Annotated in this window: 20 protein-coding genes and 1 tRNA gene; 8 read left to right on the forward strand and 13 right to left on the reverse strand. The window is 64.3% G+C overall.

All coding sequences use genetic code 11. The annotated features are described in order from the left end of the window. Window positions 1-3: 3 nt before the first annotated feature. Window positions 4-600, reverse strand: a complete 597-nt coding sequence (locus tag ACFOKF_RS06510) for a TetR/AcrR family transcriptional regulator (RefSeq protein ID WP_380794140.1) — start codon at window positions 598-600, stop codon at window positions 4-6. A gap of 73 nt (window positions 601-673) precedes the next feature. Between ACFOKF_RS06510 and bdcA the strand changes: the two genes are divergently transcribed. After that, window positions 674-1,387, forward strand: a complete 714-nt coding sequence (bdcA, locus tag ACFOKF_RS06515; RefSeq protein ID WP_380794142.1) for an SDR family oxidoreductase — start codon at window positions 674-676, stop codon at window positions 1,385-1,387. Window positions 1,388-1,557: 170 nt separating this feature from the next. Here the strand turns inward: bdcA and ACFOKF_RS06520 are convergent, their stop codons facing one another. Continuing rightward, window positions 1,558-2,784 carry a dihydroorotase gene (locus ACFOKF_RS06520; RefSeq protein WP_380794145.1) on the reverse strand — a complete coding sequence of 409 codons (1,227 nt, stop codon included), beginning with the start codon at window positions 2,782-2,784 and terminating at the stop codon, window positions 1,558-1,560. 147 nt (window positions 2,785-2,931) lie between these two features. Then, window positions 2,932-3,927, reverse strand: a complete 996-nt coding sequence (locus ACFOKF_RS06525) for an aspartate carbamoyltransferase catalytic subunit (protein WP_298399715.1) — start codon at window positions 3,925-3,927, stop codon at window positions 2,932-2,934. A gap of 288 nt (window positions 3,928-4,215) precedes the next feature. On the opposite strand from ACFOKF_RS06525, the gene ACFOKF_RS06530 reads away from it, so the two are divergent. Next, window positions 4,216-4,515: a GIY-YIG nuclease family protein gene (locus ACFOKF_RS06530; protein WP_380794147.1), complete on the forward strand. Its 300-nt coding sequence runs from the start codon at window positions 4,216-4,218 to the stop codon at window positions 4,513-4,515. Between the two features lie 40 nt (window positions 4,516-4,555). On the opposite strand, the gene ACFOKF_RS06535 is transcribed toward ACFOKF_RS06530, so the two are convergent. The 3 genes from ACFOKF_RS06535 to ACFOKF_RS06545 all read right to left on the reverse strand — a co-directional run bounded on the left by ACFOKF_RS06535 (window position 4,556) and on the right by ACFOKF_RS06545 (window position 8,506). Continuing rightward, window positions 4,556-6,163, reverse strand: coding sequence for a phytoene desaturase family protein (locus tag ACFOKF_RS06535; RefSeq protein WP_380794149.1), 1,608 nt, complete (start codon window positions 6,161-6,163; stop codon window positions 4,556-4,558). Next, window positions 6,160-7,443, reverse strand: a complete 1,284-nt coding sequence (locus ACFOKF_RS06540; RefSeq protein WP_380794151.1) for an aromatic ring-hydroxylating oxygenase subunit alpha — start codon at window positions 7,441-7,443, stop codon at window positions 6,160-6,162. The genes ACFOKF_RS06535 and ACFOKF_RS06540 overlap by 4 nt, the downstream gene beginning before the upstream one ends. A 100-nt stretch (window positions 7,444-7,543) precedes the next feature. Beyond that, on the reverse strand, window positions 7,544-8,506 hold the full coding sequence (locus ACFOKF_RS06545; protein ID WP_380794153.1) for a bile acid:sodium symporter family protein: 963 nt from the start codon (window positions 8,504-8,506) through the stop codon (window positions 7,544-7,546). Window positions 8,507-8,617: 111 nt separating this feature from the next. On the opposite strand from ACFOKF_RS06545, the gene ACFOKF_RS06550 reads away from it, so the two are divergent. Then, complete coding sequence (locus ACFOKF_RS06550) at window positions 8,618-9,376, forward strand: enoyl-CoA hydratase-related protein (protein ID WP_380794156.1); 759 nt, start codon at window positions 8,618-8,620, stop codon at window positions 9,374-9,376. Here the strand turns inward: ACFOKF_RS06550 and ACFOKF_RS06555 are convergent. Next, on the reverse strand, window positions 9,373-10,272 hold the full coding sequence (locus tag ACFOKF_RS06555) for a DMT family transporter (RefSeq protein WP_380794158.1): 900 nt from the start codon (window positions 10,270-10,272) through the stop codon (window positions 9,373-9,375). The two genes, ACFOKF_RS06550 and ACFOKF_RS06555, sit on opposite strands and share 4 nt — an antisense overlap. A gap of 27 nt (window positions 10,273-10,299) precedes the next feature. On the opposite strand from ACFOKF_RS06555, the gene ACFOKF_RS06560 reads away from it, so the two are divergent. Further along, window positions 10,300-10,875 carry a helix-turn-helix domain-containing protein gene (locus tag ACFOKF_RS06560; protein ID WP_380794161.1) on the forward strand — a complete coding sequence of 192 codons (576 nt, stop codon included), beginning with the start codon at window positions 10,300-10,302 and terminating at the stop codon, window positions 10,873-10,875. A gap of 1 nt (window position 10,876) precedes the next feature. On the opposite strand, the gene ACFOKF_RS06565 is transcribed toward ACFOKF_RS06560, so the two are convergent. Beyond that, entirely contained in the window at window positions 10,877-11,191 is a 315-nt protein-coding gene (locus tag ACFOKF_RS06565) for a hypothetical protein (RefSeq protein WP_380794164.1), read from the reverse strand. 66 nt (window positions 11,192-11,257) lie between these two features. Further along, entirely contained in the window at window positions 11,258-11,758 is a 501-nt protein-coding gene (locus ACFOKF_RS06570) for a MarR family winged helix-turn-helix transcriptional regulator (RefSeq protein WP_380794167.1), read from the reverse strand. A gap of 140 nt (window positions 11,759-11,898) precedes the next feature. On the opposite strand from ACFOKF_RS06570, the gene ACFOKF_RS06575 reads away from it, so the two are divergent. Next, window positions 11,899-11,973 (forward strand) — tRNA-Gln (locus ACFOKF_RS06575). Here ACFOKF_RS06575 and ACFOKF_RS06580 read toward each other — a convergent pair. Continuing rightward, on the reverse strand, window positions 11,974-13,290 hold the full coding sequence (locus ACFOKF_RS06580; protein ID WP_380794170.1) for a sigma-54-dependent transcriptional regulator: 1,317 nt from the start codon (window positions 13,288-13,290) through the stop codon (window positions 11,974-11,976). After that, window positions 13,287-15,044, reverse strand: coding sequence for a sensor histidine kinase (locus tag ACFOKF_RS06585; RefSeq protein ID WP_380794173.1), 1,758 nt, complete (start codon window positions 15,042-15,044; stop codon window positions 13,287-13,289). The genes ACFOKF_RS06580 and ACFOKF_RS06585 overlap by 4 nt, the downstream gene beginning before the upstream one ends. Window positions 15,045-15,298: 254 nt before the next feature. Here ACFOKF_RS06585 and ACFOKF_RS06590 point away from each other — a divergent pair, with 254 nt between their 5' ends. From ACFOKF_RS06590 to mqo, 3 genes are all read left to right on the forward strand, one after another. After that, window positions 15,299-16,669, forward strand: coding sequence for a dicarboxylate/amino acid:cation symporter (locus ACFOKF_RS06590; RefSeq protein WP_380794176.1), 1,371 nt, complete (start codon window positions 15,299-15,301; stop codon window positions 16,667-16,669). Window positions 16,670-16,681: 12 nt separating this feature from the next. Beyond that, a complete protein-coding gene (locus ACFOKF_RS06595; protein WP_380794179.1) occupies window positions 16,682-18,163 on the forward strand; it encodes an alginate export family protein in 1,482 nt (493 codons plus the stop codon). 99 nt (window positions 18,164-18,262) lie between these two features. Continuing rightward, the gene (mqo, locus tag ACFOKF_RS06600) at window positions 18,263-19,987 is read left to right on the forward strand and encodes a malate dehydrogenase (quinone) (RefSeq protein WP_380794182.1); all 1,725 of its coding nucleotides are present in this window, start codon (window positions 18,263-18,265) and stop codon (window positions 19,985-19,987) included. A 66-nt stretch (window positions 19,988-20,053) separates the two neighbouring features. Here the strand turns inward: mqo and trmB are convergent, their stop codons facing one another. Next, the gene (gene trmB / locus ACFOKF_RS06605; protein ID WP_380794185.1) at window positions 20,054-20,755 is read right to left on the reverse strand and encodes a tRNA (guanine(46)-N(7))-methyltransferase TrmB; all 702 of its coding nucleotides are present in this window, start codon (window positions 20,753-20,755) and stop codon (window positions 20,054-20,056) included. Window positions 20,756-21,399: 644 nt separating this feature from the next. Continuing rightward, window positions 21,400-22,599, reverse strand: coding sequence for a methionine adenosyltransferase (gene metK, locus ACFOKF_RS06610; RefSeq protein ID WP_298396484.1), 1,200 nt, complete (start codon window positions 22,597-22,599; stop codon window positions 21,400-21,402). Between the last annotated feature and the right edge of the window lie 52 nt (window positions 22,600-22,651).

The raw sequence follows: 22,651 nt of genomic DNA on the forward strand, positions 1-22,651 counted from the left end.
TGGCTATTCAACCCGACCCAGCATCGCCTCGATCGCCAGCGCCGCCATCTCCGCCACCGCAACCAGCCGTGCGCGTACATGGCCGGCGCGGGCGTCGGCGGACAGGCCGGACATGATCGACACGATATAGTCGGCCACCACATCGGCGCTGGCCGGATGGGTCGTCGCGACGAAGGCGCGCACCCGCGCCGCGCTCGCCTCGCGCCACACCCGCGCGCGCAAGGCGGCGTCAGGATCGGCCCCGCGCGCGCCCTCCAGCACCAGACAGCCAGGCGCGTGCGGATCTTCGGTATAGATATAAGCCGCCTCCCGCAGCAGCGCCGCCAGCGCGGCGGCCGGCGGCGCGCCATCGTGCAGCAGCGCATCGACCGGCAACGCCGCGCGGGCATACCGGTCCAGCACTTCCTCGAACAATTGCGCCTTGCTGCCGAAGGCGGCGTAGAGGCTGGGCGGATTGACCCCCATCGCCTCGGCCAGCGCCGCCACGCCCACGCCCTCATAACCCTGCGCATGGAACAGCGCCTGCGCCCGGTCCAGCGCAGCCTCCCGGTCAAAGGCGCGGGGGCGGCCACGGGGCTTCGATTTTTCTTTAACGGTCACTACAAAAATACCTTGACGATGTCTGTCGCTGATTTATATAGCGATCATTACAAATTTAGCAAGGACGCACGACATGACCGACTTCTCTTCCAAAAAGGCTCTCATTCTGGGCGGCAGCCGCGGCATCGGCGCCGCCATCGTCCGCCGCTTTGCTGGCGATGGTGCGCAGGTCGCCTTCACCTATGCCGGATCGCATGACGCCGCGCAGGCGCTCGCCGCCGATACCGGCAGCACCGCAATCCAGTCCGACGCCGCCGATCGTCAGCAGGTGATCGATGTGGTCGCCGCGCAGGGCGCGCTCGACATATTGGTGGTCAATGCCGGCGCGCTGGTGCTGGGCGACGCGCTCAGCCTGGACGCTGACGCGGTCGACCGCATGATCGACATCAATGTCCGCGCGCCCTATCATGCCGCGGTCGAAGCGGCGCGGCAGATGCGCGACGGCGGCCGCATCATCGTGATCGGATCGGTCAATGCCGATCGCATGCCGTTCGAAGGCGGGGCGGCCTATGCCCTCACCAAGTCCGCGCTTCAGGGCATGGCGCGCGGTCTGGCCCGCGATTTCGGCGCGCGCGGCATCACCGTCAACATCATCCAGCCCGGCCCGACCAATACGGATATGAACCCGGCCGACGGTCCGATGGCCAGCCTGATGCACGGCTTCATGGCGATCAAGCGCCACGCCACGGGCGAGGAAATTGCCGGCCTGGCCGCCTATCTCGCCGGTCCCGAAGCAGGCATCATCACCGGCGCCATGCACACGATCGACGGCGGCTTCGGCGCCTGATCGATCAGGGTAGGGCGGAGGGATGAGGCTTTGCGCCCCATGCGTCCCCCTCTCACCATTTCCGTTCGGTTCGAGCTTGTCGAGAACGCACACGCTGACTTCTCGACAGCCGGTTCTCGACGTTGCTCGAACCTGCTCGAAGCGAACGGATTTTCTATAGGCGCTTGCCCCTACAGAAACACGCCGCCCTTCATGATGCGGCGCGCGCGGCCCTGCACCGGCAGCTTGTCGAACGGGGTGTTGCCTGCCGCCGCCGCCATCTTCGCGCTGTCCACGATCCAGGGCGCATCGGGATCGACGAAGATCAGGTCCGCCGCACTGCCGGGCGCAAAGCCGCCTGCATCGACCCCCAATATCCTGGCCGGATTGGCGCTCAGCAGCGTCATTAGCCGCCCCATCGACACATGGCCTTCGCGCACCAGATTGAGCGAAAGCGCCAGCAGCGTTTCCGCCCCCGCCATGCCGGGCGAAGCATCGGCGAAGGGCAGGCGCTTGTCCTCCGGCCCGCGCGGATCATGGCTGGATGTGATGACGTCGACCGTGCCGTCCGCCACCGCCGTCAGGCATGCCTGACGGTCGCGCTCGTCGCGCAGCGGCGGCGACAGGCGGGCAAAGGTGCGGAAATCGGTCGCCGCCTGATCGTTCAGGAACAGATAGGCCGGGCTGATGCCGCACGTCACCTTCAGCCCTTCGGCCTTGGCCGCGCGGATCAGGTCGAACCCCGCCTGCGTCGTCACCAGCCGGAAATGGATCGCCGCCCCGGTCTGGCGCACCAGCATCAGATCGCGCGCAATCGCCATCGCCTCGGCGCAGGCCGGCGCGTGCGGCAGGCCAAGCCGCGTCGCCGTCTCGCCGCTGGTCGCCACCGCCTTGGCGGTCAGCCCGCCATCCTCGGCATGGGCGATGACGGTCAGGCCCAGCCCACTGGCATAGGCCAGCACGCGCAGCATCACGCCCGAATCCGCGATCCACTGGCGTCCGGTGCCCACGGCCTTCGCGCCTGCCATCTGCATCAGGCCCATCTCGGCCATTTCAGCGCCTTTCAGACCGCGCGTCGCCGCCGCAATCGGGTGGACCCAGAAATCTGGCTTGCCCGCGCGCGTCGCCTCCCGGATCAGGCCCACCTCGTCCAGCGGCGCGCGCTGGTCCGGCATCAGAGCCGCGCGCGTGATCCCGCCAAAATGAAAGGCCGGCTTGTCCGTGGCGAAGACGCCCAGGTCGATCAGGCCCGGCGCAACCACCAGCCCCTGCGCATCGACCGTCCGCGCGTCAGCCGGCACGGAAACATCACCCGCCGCGACGATCCGGTCGCCTTCGATCAGCACCGCGCCGAGCGTCAGCACGTCGCCGGCGGGATCGGCCAGCCTGCCGTTGATGATGGCGATGGTGTTAGTCACGCGCCGCACTCCCAACCCGTTCGCCCTGAGCCTGTCGAAGCCTGTCCTGAGCTTCGCCGAAGGGGGCCGTTCTTTCTTTTGACCGTGGCGTGCATGATAAGAGCAGGGCTTCGACAGGCTCAGCCCGAACGGAGGTGGAGACTTTGTTCATGCCCAGCCCTCCACACCCCGCGCACTGCGCGTCAATACGTCCAGACACGCCATGCGCACCGCAACGCCCATCGCCACCTGTTCGGTGATCGCCGAACGATCGGGATGATCCGCCACGCTGCTGGTGATTTCCACGCCCCGGTTCATCGGGCCGGGATGCATGACCAGCGCATCGGGCTTTGCGATCGCCAGCCGTTCGGGCGTCAGGCCGTAAAGCGCATGATATTCGCGCGCCGACGGGATGAAGGCGCCGTCCATCCGCTCATTCTGAAGCCGCAGCATCATCACGACGTCCGCGCCCTCCAGCCCTTCGTCCATCCGCGTATAGGGCGTCGCGCCCAGCATCTCGACCTCGGGCGGCAGCAAAGTCGGCGGGGCCACCGCGCGCACCTGCGCGCCCAGCGCCGCCAGACACAGCATGTTCGACCGCGCCACCCGGCTATGCAGCACATCGCCGCAGATGGCGACGACCAGCCCCTCGAAACTCCCCTTGCGCCGGCGGATGGTCAGCGCGTCGAGCAGCGCCTGCGTCGGATGCTGGTGCCAGCCATCGCCCGCGTTCAGCACCGGACAATCCACCTTGTCCGCGATCAGCCGCACCGCGCCCGAACTGGCGTGGCGGATCACGATCACATCGGCGGCCATGGCGTTCAGCGTCATCGCCGTATCGATCAGCGTTTCGCCCTTCTTCACGCTGGACGTCGCCGCCGCCATATTGACCACATCCGCGCCCAGCCGCTTGCCGGCAATTTCGAACGACAGCAGGGTGCGCGTACTATTCTCGAAAAAGGCGTTGATCTGGGTCATCCCCGCCAGCCGCCCGTCATGCTTGCGCGCCTGCCCCTTGTTGGTCGCGGCCCAATGTTCGGCCTCGTCCAGCAAAAACCGGATTTCCCAGGGTTTGAGGTCGGCGATCGACAGCAGATGCCGATGCGGAAACAACGCCCGGCCAGTCAGTTCGGGAGTCGCGTCAGGAATGAAAATGTCGGGCATGAGCCGGTGCTGTAGGGGAGGGAGCAGGGGAGGGCAAGCGGATCGGCGTCAGTCGCGTTCGTTCGCCTCATCCCGATTGAAGCGCCAGTTTTTGGGCAAAGGGCGGCGCATGGCGCAAATCCGGCGCAATGCCTCTTCTCGAAGGCGTTGTTGCTCGGCCTGCATCATGCGCAAAATCTGCCTGACCAGTGATTAGGCGTCAACTGCATATACTTGAACCCCGTTCGCCCTGAGCTTGTCGAAGGGCTGTTCTTTTGTTCTTCTGCTGTGATGAGCTTCTGGACCTACATGCTGCACTGCGCGGGTGGCGCTTTCTATGTCGGCCATACCGACGATCTGGACCGGCGCATTGCGGAGCATGAGCAGGGAGTGATCCCCGGCTTCACCCATGATCGATTGCCGGTCAAACTCGTCTGGGCGGAATGTTTCCCTCAACGGATTGATGCGCTCGAAATGGAGCGCCGCATCAAAGGATGGAGCCGGGCAAAGAAAATGGCGCTGATCCGCGGTGACTGGGATCAGATCGTGAAACTGGCAAGAAGCAAGGACGGGGCTTCGACAGGCTCAGCCCGAACGGTAGAAGAATAATCTGAACGCCATTCGGCCCTTCACCTTCCCGATAGCCGCCCTACCGCCGCCGCCACCGCCCGATCAGCGTCCCGTCGCGCAGCACCTCGCGCGCTGCATTATGCCCCGGTGCGCCGGTCACGCCGCCGCCCGGATGCGTGCCCGCACCGCACATATAGAGGCGCTTCACCGGCCCGCGATAGGCGCCATGGCCCAGCACCGGCCGCGCCGCCCACATCTGGTCCAGCGTCAGATTGCCATGCATGATGTCGCCGCCGATCAGGCCGAATTTCCGTTCCAGATCCAGCGGCGAATGAATCTGTCGTGCGATCACGCTCTTCGCAAAGCCGGGCGCCTGCGCCTCCACCGTGGCGATGATCGCATCGGCCGCCGCCTCGCGCTCCTCATCCCATGATCGCCCATCCGGCAATTCCGGCGCGAATTGCTGGCAGAACAGGCTCGCCACATGGCATCCCGTCGGGGCCAGCGTTTCGTCTATGGTCGACGGGATCAGCATTTCCACGATCGGCTGTTTCGACCAGCCATCGCGCTTCGCATCCAGAAAGGCCCGGTCCATATAGTCCAGCGTCGGCGCAAGGATGATCCCCGACTGATGATGCTCGCCCACCCCCGGAAGGCAGGTGAAATCGGGCAGGGCATTCAGCGCCACATTCATGCGGAACGTCCCCGATGCCGCCCTGAACGCCTTCACCCGCTTGAGGAAATCGGCCGGCAGGTCGGCGGGGGCCATCATCCGCTCATAGAGCAGTTTCGGCCCCACATTGGCGATCACCGCGCCGCCCATCACCTCCTCGCCGCTCTCCAGCCGCACGCCGACCGCGCGGTCGCCATCCACCAGCACCGACGCGACCGGCGCTTCCAATGTGATCTCCACCCCCATGGCCGTCACGACCTTGGCCATGATCTGCGTGATCGCGCCCATGCCGCCCACGCTATGGCCCCATGCGCCCTTCTTGCCGTTCACCTCGCCAAAGACATGGTGCAACAGCACATAGGCGCTGCCCGGCGTATCGGGGCTGGCGTAATTGCCGACCACCGCGTCAAAGCCGAACGCCGCCTTCACCGCATCGCTCTCGAACCAGCTGTCGAGGAAACTGCGCGCCGATTTGGTGAACAGGTCCAGCACATCGCGTTGCTGCTCGATCCCCAATCCCGCGACGCGCCGCCCCTGTTTCAGCGCATCGACGATCATGGTGAGGCCATCGCCGACATTGGGCGGAGCTTTCAGCACCAGATCGCGCAGCACATCGGCCACCACTTCCAGCGCGTCATAATAGGCCGGCAGCGCCTGCGCGTCTTTCGCGCTGAACTTGGCGAACTCCGCCTGCGTCCGTTCCAGCCCGCCGCCCAGCTTCAGGTATCCGCCATCTTCCTGCGGCAGGAAATTGCTGATCGGCCGTTCGATCACGCGATAGCCATGGTCGGCCAGCTTCATGTCCCGGATAACCTTGGGATTGAGCAGGCTGACCGTGTAGCTGGCGGTCGAATTGCGGAAGCCGGGGTGAAATTCCTCCGTCACCGCCGCGCCGCCCACGACATCGCGCCGCTCCAGGATGCGCACCTTATACCCCGCCCGCGCCAGATAGAAGGCGCAGGTCAGGCCATTATGCCCGCCGCCGATGATGACCGCGTCGTAGGATTTGCTCATGCAAGGCGTCCCTTTGAAAGCCCCTCCCCTTCAGGGGAGGGCTTGGGGTGGGGGCTGGCCGCCGGGGCGTTGCTAGCCTTGATGTGCATCTCCATCTTCTCGCTGGAGGATAGGGCGTGAGAAGACGACCATCCCATTCCCGGCGCGCGATGCAGCCGCGCCTGCGGGATGATCTCCCGCACCCGCCCGCAAAAATGCCGCAGCGCCACTTCCTGTTCGCTCAATGGCCCGACGGTGAAGCTGGCAGAGGCCATCCCGGCCTGCACCCGCCCGACCAGCTGCGTATCCTCCGCATTGACCTGCCGGTTGATCCGCCAGTTGAGGTAACGCGCCGCCTTCATCTCGCGCCGGTCATCGGGCAGGGCGTAGGAAATCTCGCGGATCAGGGTCTGCGTCGGCGACACCGGCAGCCAGGCCATGAAATCGACCTGATCGGGATAGATGTCGAAGGCGAAATTGGGCCAGAGTTTGAAATAGGTCCACAGCCTTTGCCGTTCGGGCGGCAGGTGCGGCACATCTGGCAGGAAATGCTGATAGGCGCGCTCGGACAGGTTGGCCGACGGGCGATCGAGGATCGGTCCCCACATCTTGTCGGCATGCAGCGACGCCTCCACGCCATAGCCGTCGCCCATCAGCCGCTTGAGGCCCGGATGCGCCACCGCGATATGCAGTCCGTCCGAATAATTGTCGCCGATATTCTTCCAGTTCACATCGCGCGGCCGCAACGTCACCCGCCCCAGCGCGCGCAAGTCGGCGAAGCGATAGGCGGCAATCTCCTGCAAATAGGGCGCCATCATCTGCGCCACGGACGGCCCGCCATCATCGGTCAGCCGCACGAACAGGAAACCCTGCCAGTTTTCGACGTCGACCGGGCTAAGTCCATGATCTGCCAGCGCGAAGCTGTCGCCATAGCTGGCCTTCATCGGCACGCCGGACAGGCGACCGTCCTTTTCATAGGTCCAGCCATGATAGGGGCAGACCAGCTTCTTCGCGCAGCCGCTCGTCCCGTCCAGTATCCGCGCCCCGCGATGGCGGCAGACATTGGTGAAGGCGCGCACCCCGCCATCGTCGCCGCGCATCACGACGACACTTTCCCCTATATAATCAAGGACATGATAGTCGCCGGGCAGGGGGATGTCGCTCTCATGCGCCACGATCTGCCAGGCCGGGCGAAAGATGCGTTCCACCTCCGCCGCGAAAAATTCGGGATCGGCATAGGTCCAGGCTGGCAGGCTCCATCCTGCGTCGGGATCATTCCCGGCGATCACCCCTTGAACCACAGCGTCTGCCCCCGAAGACTTTTATTTATACATATGTACAACTGTCTTTCGACAAAGTCGATATATGTGTCGCACTCCCTGTCTCACTCTCCCCGGCGTTTCATTCCGCCTGCGCGCCATAGCGCCGCGACAGAAAGACGCAGGCCATCAACTGGATCTGATGAAAGATCATCAGCGGCAACAGAATTGGTCCGATCGCCGCTGCCGGGAACAGCACGCCTGCGATCGGCACGCCTGTCGCCAGGCTTTTCTTGGACCCGCAAAATTGCAGCACGATCGCATCTTCCCGCGACAGGCCCAGCATCCGCCCCAGCAACAGCGTGAAGAGCAGGATGATCGTCAATATCGCGATGCAAAGCCCTGCCAGCGTCATCAGTTCCGCACCCGATATTTTTGACCACAACCCCTCGACCACCGCTGCGGAGAAGGCGGTGTAAACCAACAGCAGGATCGATCCGCGATCAACGCGGCCCAGCATCGCCTTATGTCGCGTCACAAAGCCGCCGATCCACGGCCGCAGCAGATGCCCGACGATGAAGGGCAGCAGCAATTGCAGCACGATCCCTTCGATCGAGGACAGGGAAATCAGGCTTCCGCTGTCGCTCCGCTGCATCAGCAGCACGACCAACAAGGGCGTCAGGAAAATGCCCAGCAGGTTGGAAAAGGACGCGCTGACCACCGCTGCCGCCACATTGCCTCGCGCGATCGCGGTGAAGGCGATGGAGGATTGCACCGTCGATGGCAGCAGGGTCAGGAACAGCAGTCCCGCCTGCATATCCTGCGGCGCAAGTCCGAATCGGGCGATCGCCAGACCCACCAACGGGAAGACGGCAAAGGTCGTGCCCAGTGTGGCGAGGTGCAGTTTCCACGCCTTTGCCCCGCTCCAGATCGCTTCGCGCGACAATTTCGCCCCATGCAGGAAAAAAAGCAGCACGATGCCGGCATCGGCAATCGCATCGGCAATGCGCGCGCCATCGCCGCGCGCGGGCAGGATGGACGCTAGGGCGACGGTCGCGATCAGCAGCAGCAGATACGGGTCGAGGGCTTGGCGCAGGCGGTTCATCGGCACTCCCGGCAGGGCGATGGGTGGGGCTTCGGATCGGGCGGGGGATAGACGGGGCGCACGGACTGCGCCAACAATTTCCCCTTGGACCATGAAAAGGAGAGGCTGCGCGTGAGCGAGCATGTCGCGATCAGCGAAAATCAGGGCGTCATCGAAATTCGAATCGATCGCCCGGACAAGAAAAACGCTCTGACCGGAGCCATGTATCGCGCGATGACCGCCGCGCTCGCCGATGCCGCATCCCGGCCGGAAATCGGCGTCGTGCTGTTCGCGGGAGAGGGCGATGCCTTTTGCGCGGGCAATGACCTCAAAGACTTCATGGCCGGGCCAGAGGGCGGAGCGGCCGCCTTCGATTTCATTTTCGCTTTGGCCTTGTTCGACAAGCCTATCGTTGCGGCGGTGCAAGGGCTGGCCGTGGGCGTTGGTGCGACCATGCTGCTCCACTGCGACCTTGTCTATGCCGCGCCCGACGCGCGCTTTGTCATGCCGTTCGTCAACCTGGGCATCGTGGCCGAAGCCGGCTCCAGCCTGCTTGCGCCCGCGAGGCTGGGCCATGCCAAGGCGGCGGCGCTGCTGCTGCTGGGCGAGCCGATGGATGCGGACGCTGCGGATCGGGCGGGCCTTGTGACCGCGATTGTTCCGGCGGACGGCCTTCTGGCCCATGCTCGGGCCAAGGCGGCGGCGCTGATGGCCAAGCCGCCGCAGGCGCTGATGACGACCCGACGTCTGATGAAGGGCGATCCCGCGCCGCTGGTCGCCCGGATCGAGGAGGAAGCCGCCCTGTTCCGCGCCGCGCTCGCCTCGCCGGAAGCGCAGGAAGCCTTCGCCGCCTTCTTCGAAAAACGCGCGCCGGTGTTTCGGCGGGGCTAGCTCTTCTTACGCTTGAACTCGATTTCGCTGACGATCACGGCGGCCACCACCAGCAGGCCGCCGACCAGCGCGGTCGAGGGCAGCCTTTCTCCCGCGATTCGGCCGATGACCCCCGCCCATACCGGCTCGCCAGCATAGATCAGTGTGGCGCGGGTGGGGGACACGCTGCGCTGCGCCCAGTTCATCACGAACTGGATGAGCGCCGTCATCGCGCCAAGCCCGCATGCGCTCAGCACCACTGTCCAGTTGAACGGCGGCACCGCCTCACCCGCCGGGGTCATGCAGGCGAAGGCGAGCAGCGATGTCGCCGCCAACTGCACCAGCGTCACCCGCGCAACATTCACCTTGCCCGCCCAGAGGCTGATGAAGATGATTTCCAGGGCGATCGCCAATGTGCTGATCAGGGTCAGCGCTTCGCCCTTGCCGAGCGCAAACCCCTCTTTCGGTGCGGCGATCAGCACCAACCCGCCAAAGGCCAGCGCCACGCCGATCCAACTGGCCAGCCTTGGCCGCCGCCGCAACACGATCCATTGCAGGATCGGCACCAGTGGCACATAGGCTGCCGTGATGAAGGCCGACGTGCTGCTGCTGATCGTCTGCAGGCCCCAGGTCTGGAGCGAATAGCCGATGAAAATGCCCAGCCCGATCATCAGCCCCGCCAGCATCTCCCGCGCGGTCAGTCCGCGCAGCACGGGCAGGGCAAAGGGCAGCGCCAGCAGCGCCGCCGTGCCGAAGCGCAGTCCGACGAAGAAGAAAGGCCCGGTCGCCTGCACCGCATGATGCACGATCAGGAATGTGCCGCCCCACAGGACCGTCACGCCGATCAGCGCAAGTTCCGGGCGGCCGATCATCAGCATGGGCTGAGCGGGCTTGTCGAGAGCGGCATTGTGCAACATAATGCACATCGGCCTATGAGCACTATATTGCACAGTCAAGACGCCGCGACCCAAGAGCGGCCAGATGTCCTTGCCCATGTCGCGGGCAATGTACGCGCCCTGCGTGCCGAACGCGGCCTCAGTCAGGATGGGCTGGCGGCGCTAGCCGATGTCAGCCGTCGCATGATTTCCGGCATCGAGAGCGGGGAGGCGAATGTCAGCCTGTCGACGCTTGATCGGTTGGCGCAGGCGCTGGACGTCAGTTTCTCGCGCCTCGTCCGTCCGCCGGAGATGCGGGACAACAGCCGGATCGACAGCCTCGCTTGGCGCGGAACCAGCCCTGATAGTCGGGCGACGCTGCTGGGCACGGTGCCCGCCGCGCGGGAAGCGGAATTATGGACCTGGTCGCTAGGCGCGGGGGAGGTCTATCCGGCCGAAGCGGACGCCGCCAACTGGCATGAAATGCTCTATGTCGTGGAGGGCGTGCTGACGGTGGAGCGGGACGATGCGGCGCCCGCGCGGGTGGCCGCTGGCGATTTTCTCATCTTCACCAGCGACCGCCCCTATCTGTTCGCGAATCGCGAAACCGGCCCGGTCCGCTTCGTCCGCAACGTCGTGTTTTAGATTATTCGTTGCGCAGATCCTTGCCGGCCTTTTCCAGCGATGATCCGACATCCTGCCTGGCTTCGCCGGCCTCGCGCTTGGCGTCTGCGGCGGCCCTGTCGGTCGCGGCGCCGATCTTGTCCATGCCGTTGTCGATCGCATGGCCGGCATGATCCAGCCCATTGTCGATCTTCGCGCCCGCGCTGTCCACGGCGTTGCTCACATCATTGCCGATCGTCGATCCGGCATTTTCGACATTATCCTGCGCCTTTTCCGAGCAGGCGGACAGGCTGACGGCGGCCAGCATGGCCAGTCCGGCGAGAAGGGGTTTACGCATATCTTGCTCCTCTTGCGCATCTATGGAGCGGTCTAAGCGCAGAAGCGGGCAGAAGGTTTCGCAGCCTTAACCTTTTCCGCCGCGCAGGCCGAACACCATTGACCGGTCGCCTTCGGGGATCAGCCCCTCCAGCACCCGCCAGAAACCCGTAACCGATCCCTGTCCCGCCTGGGCATAGGCGGTCGCCATTTTTTCACGCAGCGCCCGGAACAACTCGGCCTCCAGCGCCTTGCCGGCCGGGCTGAGCCGTAACAGCTTCTGTCGCCGGTCGCTGGCCCCGGTGCGCGTCTCGATATAGCCGCGCTCGGTCAGTTCGCTCAGGACGCGCCCCAGCGACTGTTTGGTGATCGCCAGCAACCGCAGCAATTCCTTCACCGTCAGGTCGGGCTGGCGCGAGATGAAATAGAGCGCGCGATGATGCGCCCGGCCCAGCCCCTGCGCGGCCAGGCCGTCGTCGATCGAACGGGTGAGGGCGGAATAGCCGAAATAGAGCATCTCGATCCCGCGCCTGATTTCATCCTCACGCAGGAACAGGGGGGATGCAGGCGCGATCTGGGCAGAGGACATGATGGGGACCGAGATGAAGGCGGATGATCCGCGATTGGAGCAAAACGCATATTGGCGTCATCAAACTATCATGACTAGGCTTTCCTTTCGCCAATCACACGTTATATGGCGACCCGCGCCGGCCAAGATGTCGGCGCTGCTGGGGCGTCGCCAAGCGGTAAGGCAGCGGCTTTTGATGCCGCCATGCGCAGGTTCGAATCCTGCCGCCCCAGCCATCATCCATCCAGTCCGCGCAGCCGGCGCAGGTCGATGCCCAGCCGCTTGACCCGATAATAGAAGGTCTTGCGTGGCAGTCCCAGCGACGCAATCGCACGGCCAATATCGCCATCGACCGACTGGATCGCATCAATGATCGCCATGCGCTCAAACGCATCCATTCGATCGTCGAGCGGCAGTTGTGCAACGTCGCTGGCCGTTTCCTGTTCGAGGCCCAGCACGAGCCGTTCCGCCAGGCGGCCCAGTTCATGCACATTGCCGGGCCAGTCATGTTCCAGCAGATGGGCGAGCACGGCGCGGCTGACCGGGGGCGCTTCCCGGCGGAAGCGGTGCGCCGCGGCATCGAGCAGATGGGCGAAGATCAGTGGAATATCCTCCCGCCGTTCGCGCAGCGGGGGGATGTGGAGCCGAACAGCCGCCAGACGATAGAGCAGAGCGGGCTGGATTGCCGCGGCATTGCCCTGTCCGGTCATGCAGCCGATGACGCGCAGGTCCGCGGGCTGCGGCTCGCGCGCGCCGATCGGGCGCACCAGTCGGTCCTCCAGAAACTGGATCAGATGCGCCTGCAAGGCTGACCCTGACTGATCGACATCGTCCAGGAACAATGTGCCGTGATGCGCGCGCGTCAGCCGTCCCTCCAAGGGCGCGCGCCCGGCCAGACTTTCGCCATGCAGGCTGGTTTCGGCGATCGCATCGGGCACGGCGGCGCAGGCGATGGAAACGAAGGGGGCGCTGACGCGGCGGCTGCGCTGGTGGATCATTCGGGCGACCAGTTCCTTGCCAGTGCCGGTTTCACCCTCCACCAAAATGTCGATATTCGTGTCGGCGAGCGTCGCGACCATGTTGCGCAGCCGCTCGATCGGCGGAGAATGGCCGATCAGCGGGGAAGGGATGGCCGTATCGACCATCGCCCGCAGGCGACGATTTTCGATGACCAGCCGTCGTTTCTCGCTGGCGCGCAGGACGGAGGCGAGCAGGGCATCTGGATCGAAGGGCTTTGTGAGGAAGTCCCATGCGCCGGCCTTGAGCGCATCCACCGCCATCGGCACGTCGCCATGGCCGGTGACGAGGATGACGGGCAATTCGGCGTCGCGTGCATGAAGCGCGCGGAACAGATCGATGCCCGACATATGCGGCATGCGTACATCGCTGACGACGATGCCGGCGAAATCGGCATGGATCGCCTCCAGCGCGTCGGTCGCGCGGGCGAACGGCAGGACGTCATGCCCCGCCAGCGTCAGCGTTTGCGCCATGGCGGCGCGCAGATCGTCGTCATCGTCGATGAGGGCGATCGGGGACAGGGGCCTGGCGGTCATGCGCGTTTCAGACTCAATTGGAAATGGGCGCCCGTTTCGCTGGGCAACAGGCGCAGCCATCCGCCCATGTCGGTCATGATGTCGCTGGCGATGACGAGACCAAGCCCCAGACCCGACGGGCGGCTGGTGACGAAGGGGGTGAAGAGTTGCCCCTGCACCGACGGATCGATGCCCGGACCATTGTCGATCAACGAAAGCAACACCATGTCGCACTCGATCGCGACCGTCATCTGGATGGACGGCGCGGCTGCGCCTTCCAGCGCCTCCAGCGCATTTTGCAGGAGGTTGACCAGCACCTGCTCCAGTCGGATCGTGTCGGCCAGGACGCGCAGGTCGCCGGGCAGGTCGGGCAGGCGCATCTCTACCCGCGCCAGCCGCGATTTCAGGATCAGCAGGCTGCCCTCGATCGGTCCGGCCAGCGGGATGGCGTCGATTGCGCCTGTTGCCTTGCGGGAAAAGCCTCTCAGTTCGGCCGTGACCTTGCCGATCCGGTCGGTCAGCCGTTCGATCGCCGTCATATTTTCGGTTGCGGCCCTGGTGTCTCCCCGCGCGATGAGCAGCCGGCCGTTGGCGGCATAGCTGCGGATCGCGGCGACGGGCTGAGCTGTCTCATGGGCGATTCCGGCTGTGATCTGTCCCAGCGAGGCAAGCCGATTGGCCTGACGCAACCCTTCGCGCAGCGTGTCGGCGCGCGTTTCGCTGGCGGCGCGCTCCTCCATCTCGCGGCGCAATTCCTGCGTGCGGGCGGCGACCATCGCTTCCAGTTCGCTGGTGCGCGCCGCTGCCGTGGCGGCGTCTTCGGCGCGGCGCAGCGCGCGTTCACGTAAAATCCAGAAGCCGCCCGCGAGCAGGATCAGCAACAACATGGTCGCCAGCCGGACCGTGCGGACGAAGCTTTCCACGCCATGCAGCGGGGTGAGCATGGTGAGTTGCCAGCCCGGCTCGCCCGCTGGCACCGATTGCCACAGCAGGCGACGGCGCGGATCATCGGCGGGGCTGACGATCTGCCGGCCGTCGGCATCGCCCATCCCCTGCAACGGAACGGGCAGCAATGATCCGCGGCCGGACTGAAGCTCTGCGCGAAACCGCTGTTTGGCTTGCGCGGAAATCGGATGAATGGTGGTGAAACGCCAGTCGGGCCGACTGGTGATCAGGATGATGCCTTCGCGTCCGGTGATGAAGGTGATTTCCCCCAGTCGCGCCCATTGCTGTTCAATGCCGTCAAATTCCAGCTTCACCACGACATAACCGCCGCCACGCGACCGGCGCGACAGATACATGCCGGGGCGATCGCTGATCGTGCCGAGCGCAAATTGTGCGCCCGATCCATGGGCGGCGGCCAGTTTGAAATAGTTGCGGAAGGAATAGTCCTGGCCAACGAAGCTGCGCGCGCTGCCCCAGTTGCTGGATGCGACGGTGCGGCCAGAAGCATCGAGGACATAAATTTGCGCCGCGCCGGTGGTCCGCGCCAGCGCCTCCAGCTTGCGGTCCAGCGCCCGCAGGGCGGCCTGCGATCCGGTGAGGCCGGCGACCAGATCGCTGTCGTCGGACAGCGCGACAGGCAGCAGGCGGAACCGCTCTATCTCACTCTTGAAATAGGCCTGACGCAGGATCGCCGCGCCGCGCGTTTCCGCGCTCAGCCGGGCGATGGCGTTGCGTTCGGCGACCTTGCCTGATGCCCATAACAGGCCGCCGCCCACGCCCAGGAACAGAGCGATCCACATAAGGCGAGTCGGGAAACGCGTGCGGTCCATGGGGCTGCATATCCTGTTGCGGGTCCATGTGCAAATTTCTGCACATTGGTTGATTGACATGGACAGAAACATGCACTTTTAAAGGTGTGGATTTGATCGGATTGTGAATTAAGATACTGTAATATATAAATATAATTGAATTTCTTGGGCAATTTGCCCGGTCTTTTCCATGGCTCGATACTGGCCGCCTCAATCCCCGACCCGTCCGATCAAGAAGGCGGGAAGGCTTTTGGCGAGGGCCAGAAAGACCTGTCATGCAGATTTCCTCCTTATCCGATGCGCCAGCCGTGCGACGGCCCTGGTATCTCCATCTCTATGCGCAGGTGTTGCTGGCGATCATCGCCGGCGTGGCGCTCGGCCATTTTGCGCCGCAACTGGGCGAGGCGATGAAGCCGGTCGGCGACGCCTTCATCAAGGCGGTGAAGATGGTCATCGCCCCGGTCATCTTCCTGACGATCGTCACCGGCATTGCCGGCATGCGCGACATTGCCAGCGTCGGCCGGGTCGCGGGCAAAGCCTTTGCCTATTTCCTGTTCTTCTCCACGCTGGCGCTGATCGTCGGCATGATCGTCGCCAATGTGGTGCGGCCGGGCGCGGGCCTGAACATCGATCCCGCCACGCTGGACGCCAGCAAGGTCAGCGAATATGCGCAGAAGGCGCATGACAGCACGCTGACCGGATTCCTGACCGGCATCATCCCTGAGAGTTTTCTGTCCGCCTTCGTCAGCGGGAATATCCTTCAGGTGCTGTTCGTGGCCATCCTGTTCGGTGTCGCGCTGGCGCTGGTCGGCGATCGCGGCGCGCGCGTGCTGGACCTGCTGGACGATGTTTCGACGGCGGTGTTCAAGCTGGTCGCCATCGTCATGAAGGCCGCGCCCGTCGGCGCATTTGGCGCGATGGCTTTCACCATCGGCAAATATGGCGTCGGAACGCTCGCCAATCTCGCCTTTCTGGTCGGTACTTTCTATCTGACGTCCGCGCTGTTCGTGGTCGTGATCCTGGGGCTGGTCGCCCGCGCCGCCGGCTTCTCCATCTTTGGTCTGATTCGCTATCTGAAGACCGAATTGCTGCTGGTGCTCGGCACATCCTCGTCGGAAAGCGCGTTGCCGGCCCTGATCGAGAAGATGGAGCGCGCGGGTTGCCCCAAGTCGATCGTCGGGCTGGTCGTGCCGACCGGCTACAGCTTCAACCTGGACGGCACCAATATCTACATGACGCTGGCCGCGCTGTTCATCGCGCAGGCCACCGGCGTCGACCTTTCTCTGGGCGATCAGATCCTGCTCCTGGGCGTGGCCATGCTGTCGTCCAAGGGTGCGGCAGGCGTGACCGGGGCGGGCTTTATCACGTTGGCGGCGACCCTCTCCATCGTCCCCTCCGTGCCCGTCGCCGGCATGGCCCTCATATTGGGCGTCGACCGTTTCATGAGCGAATGCCGCAGCCTGACCAACTTCATCGGCAATGCGGTGGCAACGGTCGTCGTCTCGCGCTGGGAAGGAAAGCTGGATCAGGCGCAGTTGCAGGCGGCAATGCGGGGGCAGGGCGGGGCGCCATCCCCGGCTGAGCCTGCGCTCACCAACGCTGTCCCGGCGGCCCGGGCGCCCGTCGGCGCCGTTCCGGCGGAATGAGGCGCGGCCACCATGGTTCGTTTCTCCTGCGCGGCCGCGCGCCGCCCCGTCGCCGTCTCCGCTTTCGCTCTAGCCACCCTGATCGCCAGCCCTGCATGGGCGGACGCCATGCCCGCTGAACCCGCCAGCCTCTATCCCGCCGATGCCCTCGGCGAGGGATCGGTTTCGGGCGGCTATGCCCTGTCGCGCTGGGCGGAGGATTGGCGCAGCAAGGCCGATCCCGACAATCGCGACGACCTGTTTGATCGCCTGAAATATCTGCCGCTGGACGCGGATGGCGACATTTATCTGACGCTGAGCGGCGAGGCGCGGGTGCGGGTCAATTACACGACCAACCTGAACCTGCGGAACGCCGGCAGCCAGCGGCAGGACATCAACCGGCTGGTCGGCGGCGCGGATCTGCATGTCGGGCCGCATCTGCGCTTCTTCGGCGAAATCGCCCATGGCGGCATTTCGGGCGACAATATCGGTACGCCGTCAGGATCGCTGCGCAATGATCTGGTGCTGCTCCAGTCCTTTGCTGAAGTGAAGGGGCGCGTGGCCGGCATGGATCTGGGCCTGCGTTATGGGCGACAGGAATTTACCGATGGTCCCAATCTGCTGACGTCGCAGCGCGACAATAACACCATCCGCTATGCGCTGAATGGCGTGCGCGCCTGGGCGCGGACCGGAAGGCTGCGCATCGACGCCTTTGATTTCAAGCCGACCGCGCTGGGCAATGGCGGCGCTGGCGATGACCGGGTGGAGCAGGGGCGGCGCTTTTCGGGGCTCACCGCTGGCATCCGCCTGCCCGAAAGGGCGCTGGGTGGCTCGGAACTCTATCTCGATCCCTTTTTCTGGCGATTGCGCACCAGCGATGCGCTGTGGGGCGGCGTTTCGGGTCGGGTGGAGCGTTTCTACGCCGGCGCGCGCCTGTGGGGGGAGGTTGGCCCGGTCAATCTCGACTGGACCGTCAATCACCAGTTTGGCGACTTTGATGGCCGCACTATCAACGCCTGGCAGTTCTTCTTCCAGCAAAGCTACAAGTTGCCCGGACATCTGCCCATGGCTCCGCGCATCGGGTTTCATGCCGATTATGCCAGCGGTGGAGGCACATTCGAAGGCGGCACGCTCAAGGCCGCCTATGCCCCCTTCGGCAATAATATCTATTACAGCTATCAGCTCTGCATGACGCCGACCAACCTGAAGACGCTGGCGCCCAGCCTGACCCTGTCGCCGCTCAAGGGGGTGAAGGCGACGATGGAATATCAGTTCGCCTGGCGCGCGGATGAAAATGATGCGGTCTATCGCGCCAACAAATCGATCTTCGCCGGCACGCAATCGGTGCCCGGCCACAAGATCGGCGAATCGATCCGTGCGCAGATCATCTGGTCGATCACGCCGCGCCTGTCCTTTACCGGGCGCTATGAACATCTGGATGCGGGGCCAGTGCTGAGCCGGGCGGGCTATGGCAACAGCGACTATCTGGCCGGCTGGCTGAGCTTTCGGTTCTGAAGGGGAATGGGGTGGTGCGCATGACCTGACCAAGACGCATTGCGAGCGGGCGTCCTGCCGCCCTGTCCCCCATTCTCCCCAGATTTGGAACCTCCTTTCATGACATCCTCCCCCAGTCCGGCGGCATCGCCCCGCCGGCCTTTGTTCAAGAAAATCCTTTTCGGCCTTGCCATTTTCCTGCTGATCCTGGCGATCGCGGCCACCGCATTCCTGTTCCGTCCCATGGCTTCGCCTGAGGGGAAGGCCGCCGCCAATGACAAGCCGGTCGATGTGCTGGTGATCGGCGGCGGCATCATGGGCGTGACGCTGGCCACCTATCTCCAGGAAATGGAGCCGGACTGGCGGATCGACATCTATGAGCGGATGGACAAGGTTGCGCAGGAAAGCTCCAATGGCTGGAACAATGCGGGCACCGGCCATTCGGGCTTTGCCGAGCTGAACTATACGCCGGAAAAGGACGATGGATCGATCGCGACCGAAAAGGCCGTCGACATCGCCGAGCAGTTCGAGATTTCCCGTCAGTTCTGGTCGCATGAAGTGCGCGAGGGGCGTCTGCCCAGGCCGACCGACTTCATCAATGCGACGCCGCATATGAGCTTTGTCTGGGGGGACGAGAACATCGCCTATCTGCACAAGCGCCGCGATGCGCTGGTCCAGAACCCACTCTTTTACGGCATGGAATATTCGCAGGACCCGGCGCAGATCCGCCGCTGGGCGCCGCTGGTGATGGAAGGCCGCGATCCCAGGCAGAAGGTGGCGGCAACCTTCATGCCGATCGGCACGGACGTCAATTTCGGCGTCATCACGACCCGGTTGACGCAGGCGCTGACCCGCAACCCCAATTTCAATCTGGCGCTGGGCCATGAAGTGCGCGGTCTGCACCAGAATGCGGACAAGACATGGAATGTCACCGTCCATGACCTGAAGAAGAACAGCGACAGCGTGGTTAAGGCGAAGTTCGTGTTCATCGGCGCGGGTGGCGCGTCGCTGAAATTGTTGCAGATGTCGGGCATCCCGGAATCGAAGGATTATGCGGGCTTCCCGGTCGGCGGCCAGTTTCTGGCGTTTGAAGGGCCAGCCGCCACCAGCCGCCACAATGTGAAGGTCTATGGCAAGGCCGAGGCGGGATCGCCGCCCATGTCGGTGCCGCATCTCGACGCGCGCAAGCTGGACGGCAAGTCGGTGACATTGTTCGGCCCGTTCGCATTGCAGAGCACGAAGTTCCTGAAAAATGGCTCTGCGCTCGATCTGTTCGCATCCGTCTACAAGAATAATGTCGGCGGCATGCTGAAGGTCGGCGCGGAGAATCTGGATCTGGTCCGCTATCTGGCGCAGCAGGCGACGCTGACCGATGCGCAGCGTCAGGCCGAACTGGTCAAATATTATCCCAATGCCAAACGGGGCGACTGGAAACTGATTACCGCCGGCCAGCGGGTGCAGGTGATCAAATATGATCCCAAAAAGGGCACGGTGCTTCAGTTCGGCACGGAAATCGTGACCGACAAGAATGCCAGCATCGCCGCATTGCTGGGCGCCTCGCCGGGCGCTTCGACATCGCCGGCGATCATGCTGGAAGTCATGCGGCGCGCCTTCCCGCAGCAGATGGCGACCAGCTGGAAGCCGAAGGTGGCGGTTATGGTGCCGTCCTATGGCCAGAAGCTCAACAGCAGTGCGGCGCTGACCAACCAGATCCGCCGCATGACCAGCCAGACGCTGGGCCTGCCTTTTGTGGAGGTGCCGGCAAGCCTGACCGGAGCGGCTGCTGCGGACGAAGCGAGGGGGCCGGCGAAGCGCAACCTCAATTCCGAACAGCAGGCGCTGTAAAACGGGAAAAGGCCCGGCTCCATCGATGGGACCGGGCCTTTTTCATTGGGCGACAGATATGCGCCTTCACGCGTCCTTGCGGCGGTAGCGGAAATACCAGACTTCATGGCCGATGCTGCGGGCCTTGGCCTCATAGCGGGTTTCGGGCCAGCCGCCGGGGCGGTTCTGGAAATCCTTGGGGTCGCTGGCCAGCCAGTCGAAATCGGGATGGCCGTTCATCACCATCAGCGCCCAGCGCAGATAGATGGGATGATCGGTGCCGAAGCGAAATTCGCCGCCGGGCTTCAGTTTGCGCGCGATCATGTCGACCGGGCCGGGGTTCATCATGCGCCGCTTGGCGTGGCGCGCCTTTGGCCAGGGATCGGGGTGAAGCAGATAGACGAAGCTGAGCGCGCCGTCGGGAATGCGCGAGAGCACCTGAAGCGCGTCGCCCATGTGGAGGCGGACATTGCCGAGCGCGCCATCGCGCACATGGCCCAGCGCCTGGACGACGCCGTTCAGAAAAGGTTCGCAGCCGATGAAGCCATGGTCGGGCAGCATGTCGGCGCGATACGCCATATGCTCGCCGCCGCCGAAGCCGATTTCGAAGTGGAGGGGCCGATCATAGCCGAAAAGATTGGCGGCGGTCACTTCGCCTTCTTCCGGCACGGAGATGGCGGGCAGGAGCGTGTCGACCAGTTCCTGCTGGCCCTTGCGGAGCTTTGGCCCCGACTGGCGGCCATAGAGGCGGTTGAGGGTCGTGGGATCGCCGGATTTATGCGCTGTCATGGCCGCGCCGATAGCGGGCCGGGGCGGCGGGAGCAAGCGGCGGCGATGATGGGGCGGGGCAGGCAAAGAGAAGCTGCCCCTTCCCGGTTCCCTTCGGTGCAGTCGGGGTGACGGGAAGGGGCAGAATGATAAGTGGCTGATCGATCGGCGCTGAGGAGAAACGTCGTCGAATTTCGGCAGGAGGGGAGCTGAAAGCTGTCTGCCGCCACAATCGTCTTCAGGTCATTTGCACTGGGTGAAACGACCCTTTGCATCCTTGCAGGGCGCCTTTTTGACGGGCGCCTTGGGCGGACATTTGACGAATTTGCCCTTCGCATCCTTGCATGGGGCGGCAGACGCAGGAGCGGCGCTGCCGAGGGTCAGGGCAAGGGTGAGGAGAGCCGTGGCAACCATCTTGGTCATTGGGTGCCTCTTTGGGGAGAGGGGTGCCGGGCTCGACAGGGGTGCGAGCCCGACAAGGGCTGTATGCGCCGGAGAGGAGCGGTTTCCCAGTTAACTTTTCGTCATGTTATGGACAGAAAAAAAAGCGCCGAAGCGATGCTCCGGCGCCCTTTTATGTCGATGGGTCGGTGCCCATCCCGCTGCGGCTAACGCGCTGCGCGCGCAAGTCTCGCTACCCCTCCCGCAAGCGGGAGGGGAATAGGTCAGGCTACGGCGGCCTTCAGGGCGTCGACCAAGTCGGTCTTTTCCCAGGGGAAGTAATCGCCGTCGGGGGTGCGGCCGAAATGGCCGTAGGCGGCGGTCTTCTGGTAGATCGGCTTGTTGAGGCCCAGATGGGTGCGGATGCCCTTGGGCGTCAGGCGAACGAGGGTCGGCAGGACCGCTTCGATCGCCGAAGCCTCTACCGTGCCGGTGCCGTGCAGGTCGACATAGAGCGAGAGCGGCTCGGCAACACCGATGGCGTAGCTCAACTGGATCGTGCAGCGGCGGGCGAGGCCGGCGGCGACGATGTTCTTCGCGAGATAGCGGGTGATATAGGCGGCCGAACGGTCGACCTTGGTCGGATCCTTGCCGCTGAACGCGCCGCCGCCATGGGGCGAGGCGCCGCCATAGGTGTCGACGATGATCTTGCGGCCGGTGAGGCCGGCGTCGCCGTCCGGGCCGCCGATTTCGAACAGGCCGGTCGGGTTGACGTAGATGCTTTCGTCGCCGGGCAGCCAGCCTTCGGGCAGGACGTCGGCCATCACGCCCTTGACATAGGCGCGCAGTTCGGCGCGGCTGTCGTCATTGTCCATGCCGGCGGCATGCTGGGTCGAGACGACGAGGGCGGTCGCGCGGACCGGCTTTTCGTCGATATATTCCAGCGTCACTTGGCTCTTGGCGTCAGGCTCCAGGAAGGGCACGACCTTGTTGTGGCGGTCGTCCGCCATGCGTTCCAGGATCTTGTGCGAATAATAGAGGGTGGCGGGCATGAGGTCAGGGGTTTCGTCCGACGCATAGCCGAACATGATGCCCTGATCGCCGGCGCCTTCATCCTTGTTGCCGCTTTCATCGACGCCCTGCGCGATGTGGGCGGACTGGCCGTGCAGGTTGTTTTCGAAGCGGAACGTCTCCCAGTGGAAACCATCCTGCTCATAGCCGATGCGCTTCACGGTGGCGCGGACGGTCGCTTCGATCTCCTCCTTGGCGCCGGGCGCCCACTCGCCATTTTCATAGACGCCCTTGCAGCGGATTTCGCCGGCCAGGACGACCAGTTGGGTCGTGGTCAGGGTTTCGCAGGCAATGCGGGCTTCGGGGTCTTTCGACAGGAAGAGGTCGACGATCGAGTCGGAAATCTGGTCCGCGACCTTGTCGGGGTGGCCTTCGGAAACGGATTCCGACGTGAAGAGGAATTGGTTACGCATGAGACTCCCGTAAGACGCTTTGCGAGTTATGGATATAAAGAAAACTTTATGT

Source organism: Sphingobium rhizovicinum (assembly GCF_042647625.1).
Taxonomy (GTDB): Bacteria; Pseudomonadota; Alphaproteobacteria; order Sphingomonadales; family Sphingomonadaceae; genus Sphingobium; species Sphingobium rhizovicinum.

Excerpts from the sequence above, each read along its gene's own strand:
- bdcA (WP_380794142.1), top strand. The coding sequence starts at position 674 with ATGACCGACTTCTCTTCCAAAAAGGCTCTCATTCTGGGCGGCAGCCGC.
- ACFOKF_RS06525 (WP_298399715.1), bottom strand. The coding sequence starts at position 3,927 with ATGCCCGACATTTTCATTCCTGACGCGACTCCCGAACTGACTGGCCGG.
- ACFOKF_RS06530 (WP_380794147.1), top strand. The coding sequence starts at position 4,216 with ATGCTGCACTGCGCGGGTGGCGCTTTCTATGTCGGCCATACCGACGAT.
- ACFOKF_RS06535 (WP_380794149.1), bottom strand. The coding sequence starts at position 6,163 with ATGAGCAAATCCTACGACGCGGTCATCATCGGCGGCGGGCATAATGGC.
- ACFOKF_RS06545 (WP_380794153.1), bottom strand. The coding sequence starts at position 8,506 with ATGAACCGCCTGCGCCAAGCCCTCGACCCGTATCTGCTGCTGCTGATC.
- ACFOKF_RS06555 (WP_380794158.1), bottom strand. The coding sequence starts at position 10,272 with ATGTTGCACAATGCCGCTCTCGACAAGCCCGCTCAGCCCATGCTGATG.
- ACFOKF_RS06565 (WP_380794164.1), bottom strand. The coding sequence starts at position 11,191 with ATGCGTAAACCCCTTCTCGCCGGACTGGCCATGCTGGCCGCCGTCAGC.
- ACFOKF_RS06570 (WP_380794167.1), bottom strand. The coding sequence starts at position 11,758 with ATGTCCTCTGCCCAGATCGCGCCTGCATCCCCCCTGTTCCTGCGTGAG.
- ACFOKF_RS06580 (WP_380794170.1), bottom strand. The coding sequence starts at position 13,290 with ATGACCGCCAGGCCCCTGTCCCCGATCGCCCTCATCGACGATGACGAC.
- ACFOKF_RS06585 (WP_380794173.1), bottom strand. The coding sequence starts at position 15,044 with ATGGACCGCACGCGTTTCCCGACTCGCCTTATGTGGATCGCTCTGTTC.
- ACFOKF_RS06590 (WP_380794176.1), top strand. The coding sequence starts at position 15,299 with ATGCAGATTTCCTCCTTATCCGATGCGCCAGCCGTGCGACGGCCCTGG.
- ACFOKF_RS06595 (WP_380794179.1), top strand. The coding sequence starts at position 16,682 with ATGGTTCGTTTCTCCTGCGCGGCCGCGCGCCGCCCCGTCGCCGTCTCC.
- mqo (WP_380794182.1), top strand. The coding sequence starts at position 18,263 with ATGACATCCTCCCCCAGTCCGGCGGCATCGCCCCGCCGGCCTTTGTTC.
- trmB (WP_380794185.1), bottom strand. The coding sequence starts at position 20,755 with ATGACAGCGCATAAATCCGGCGATCCCACGACCCTCAACCGCCTCTAT.
- metK (WP_298396484.1), bottom strand. The coding sequence starts at position 22,599 with ATGCGTAACCAATTCCTCTTCACGTCGGAATCCGTTTCCGAAGGCCAC.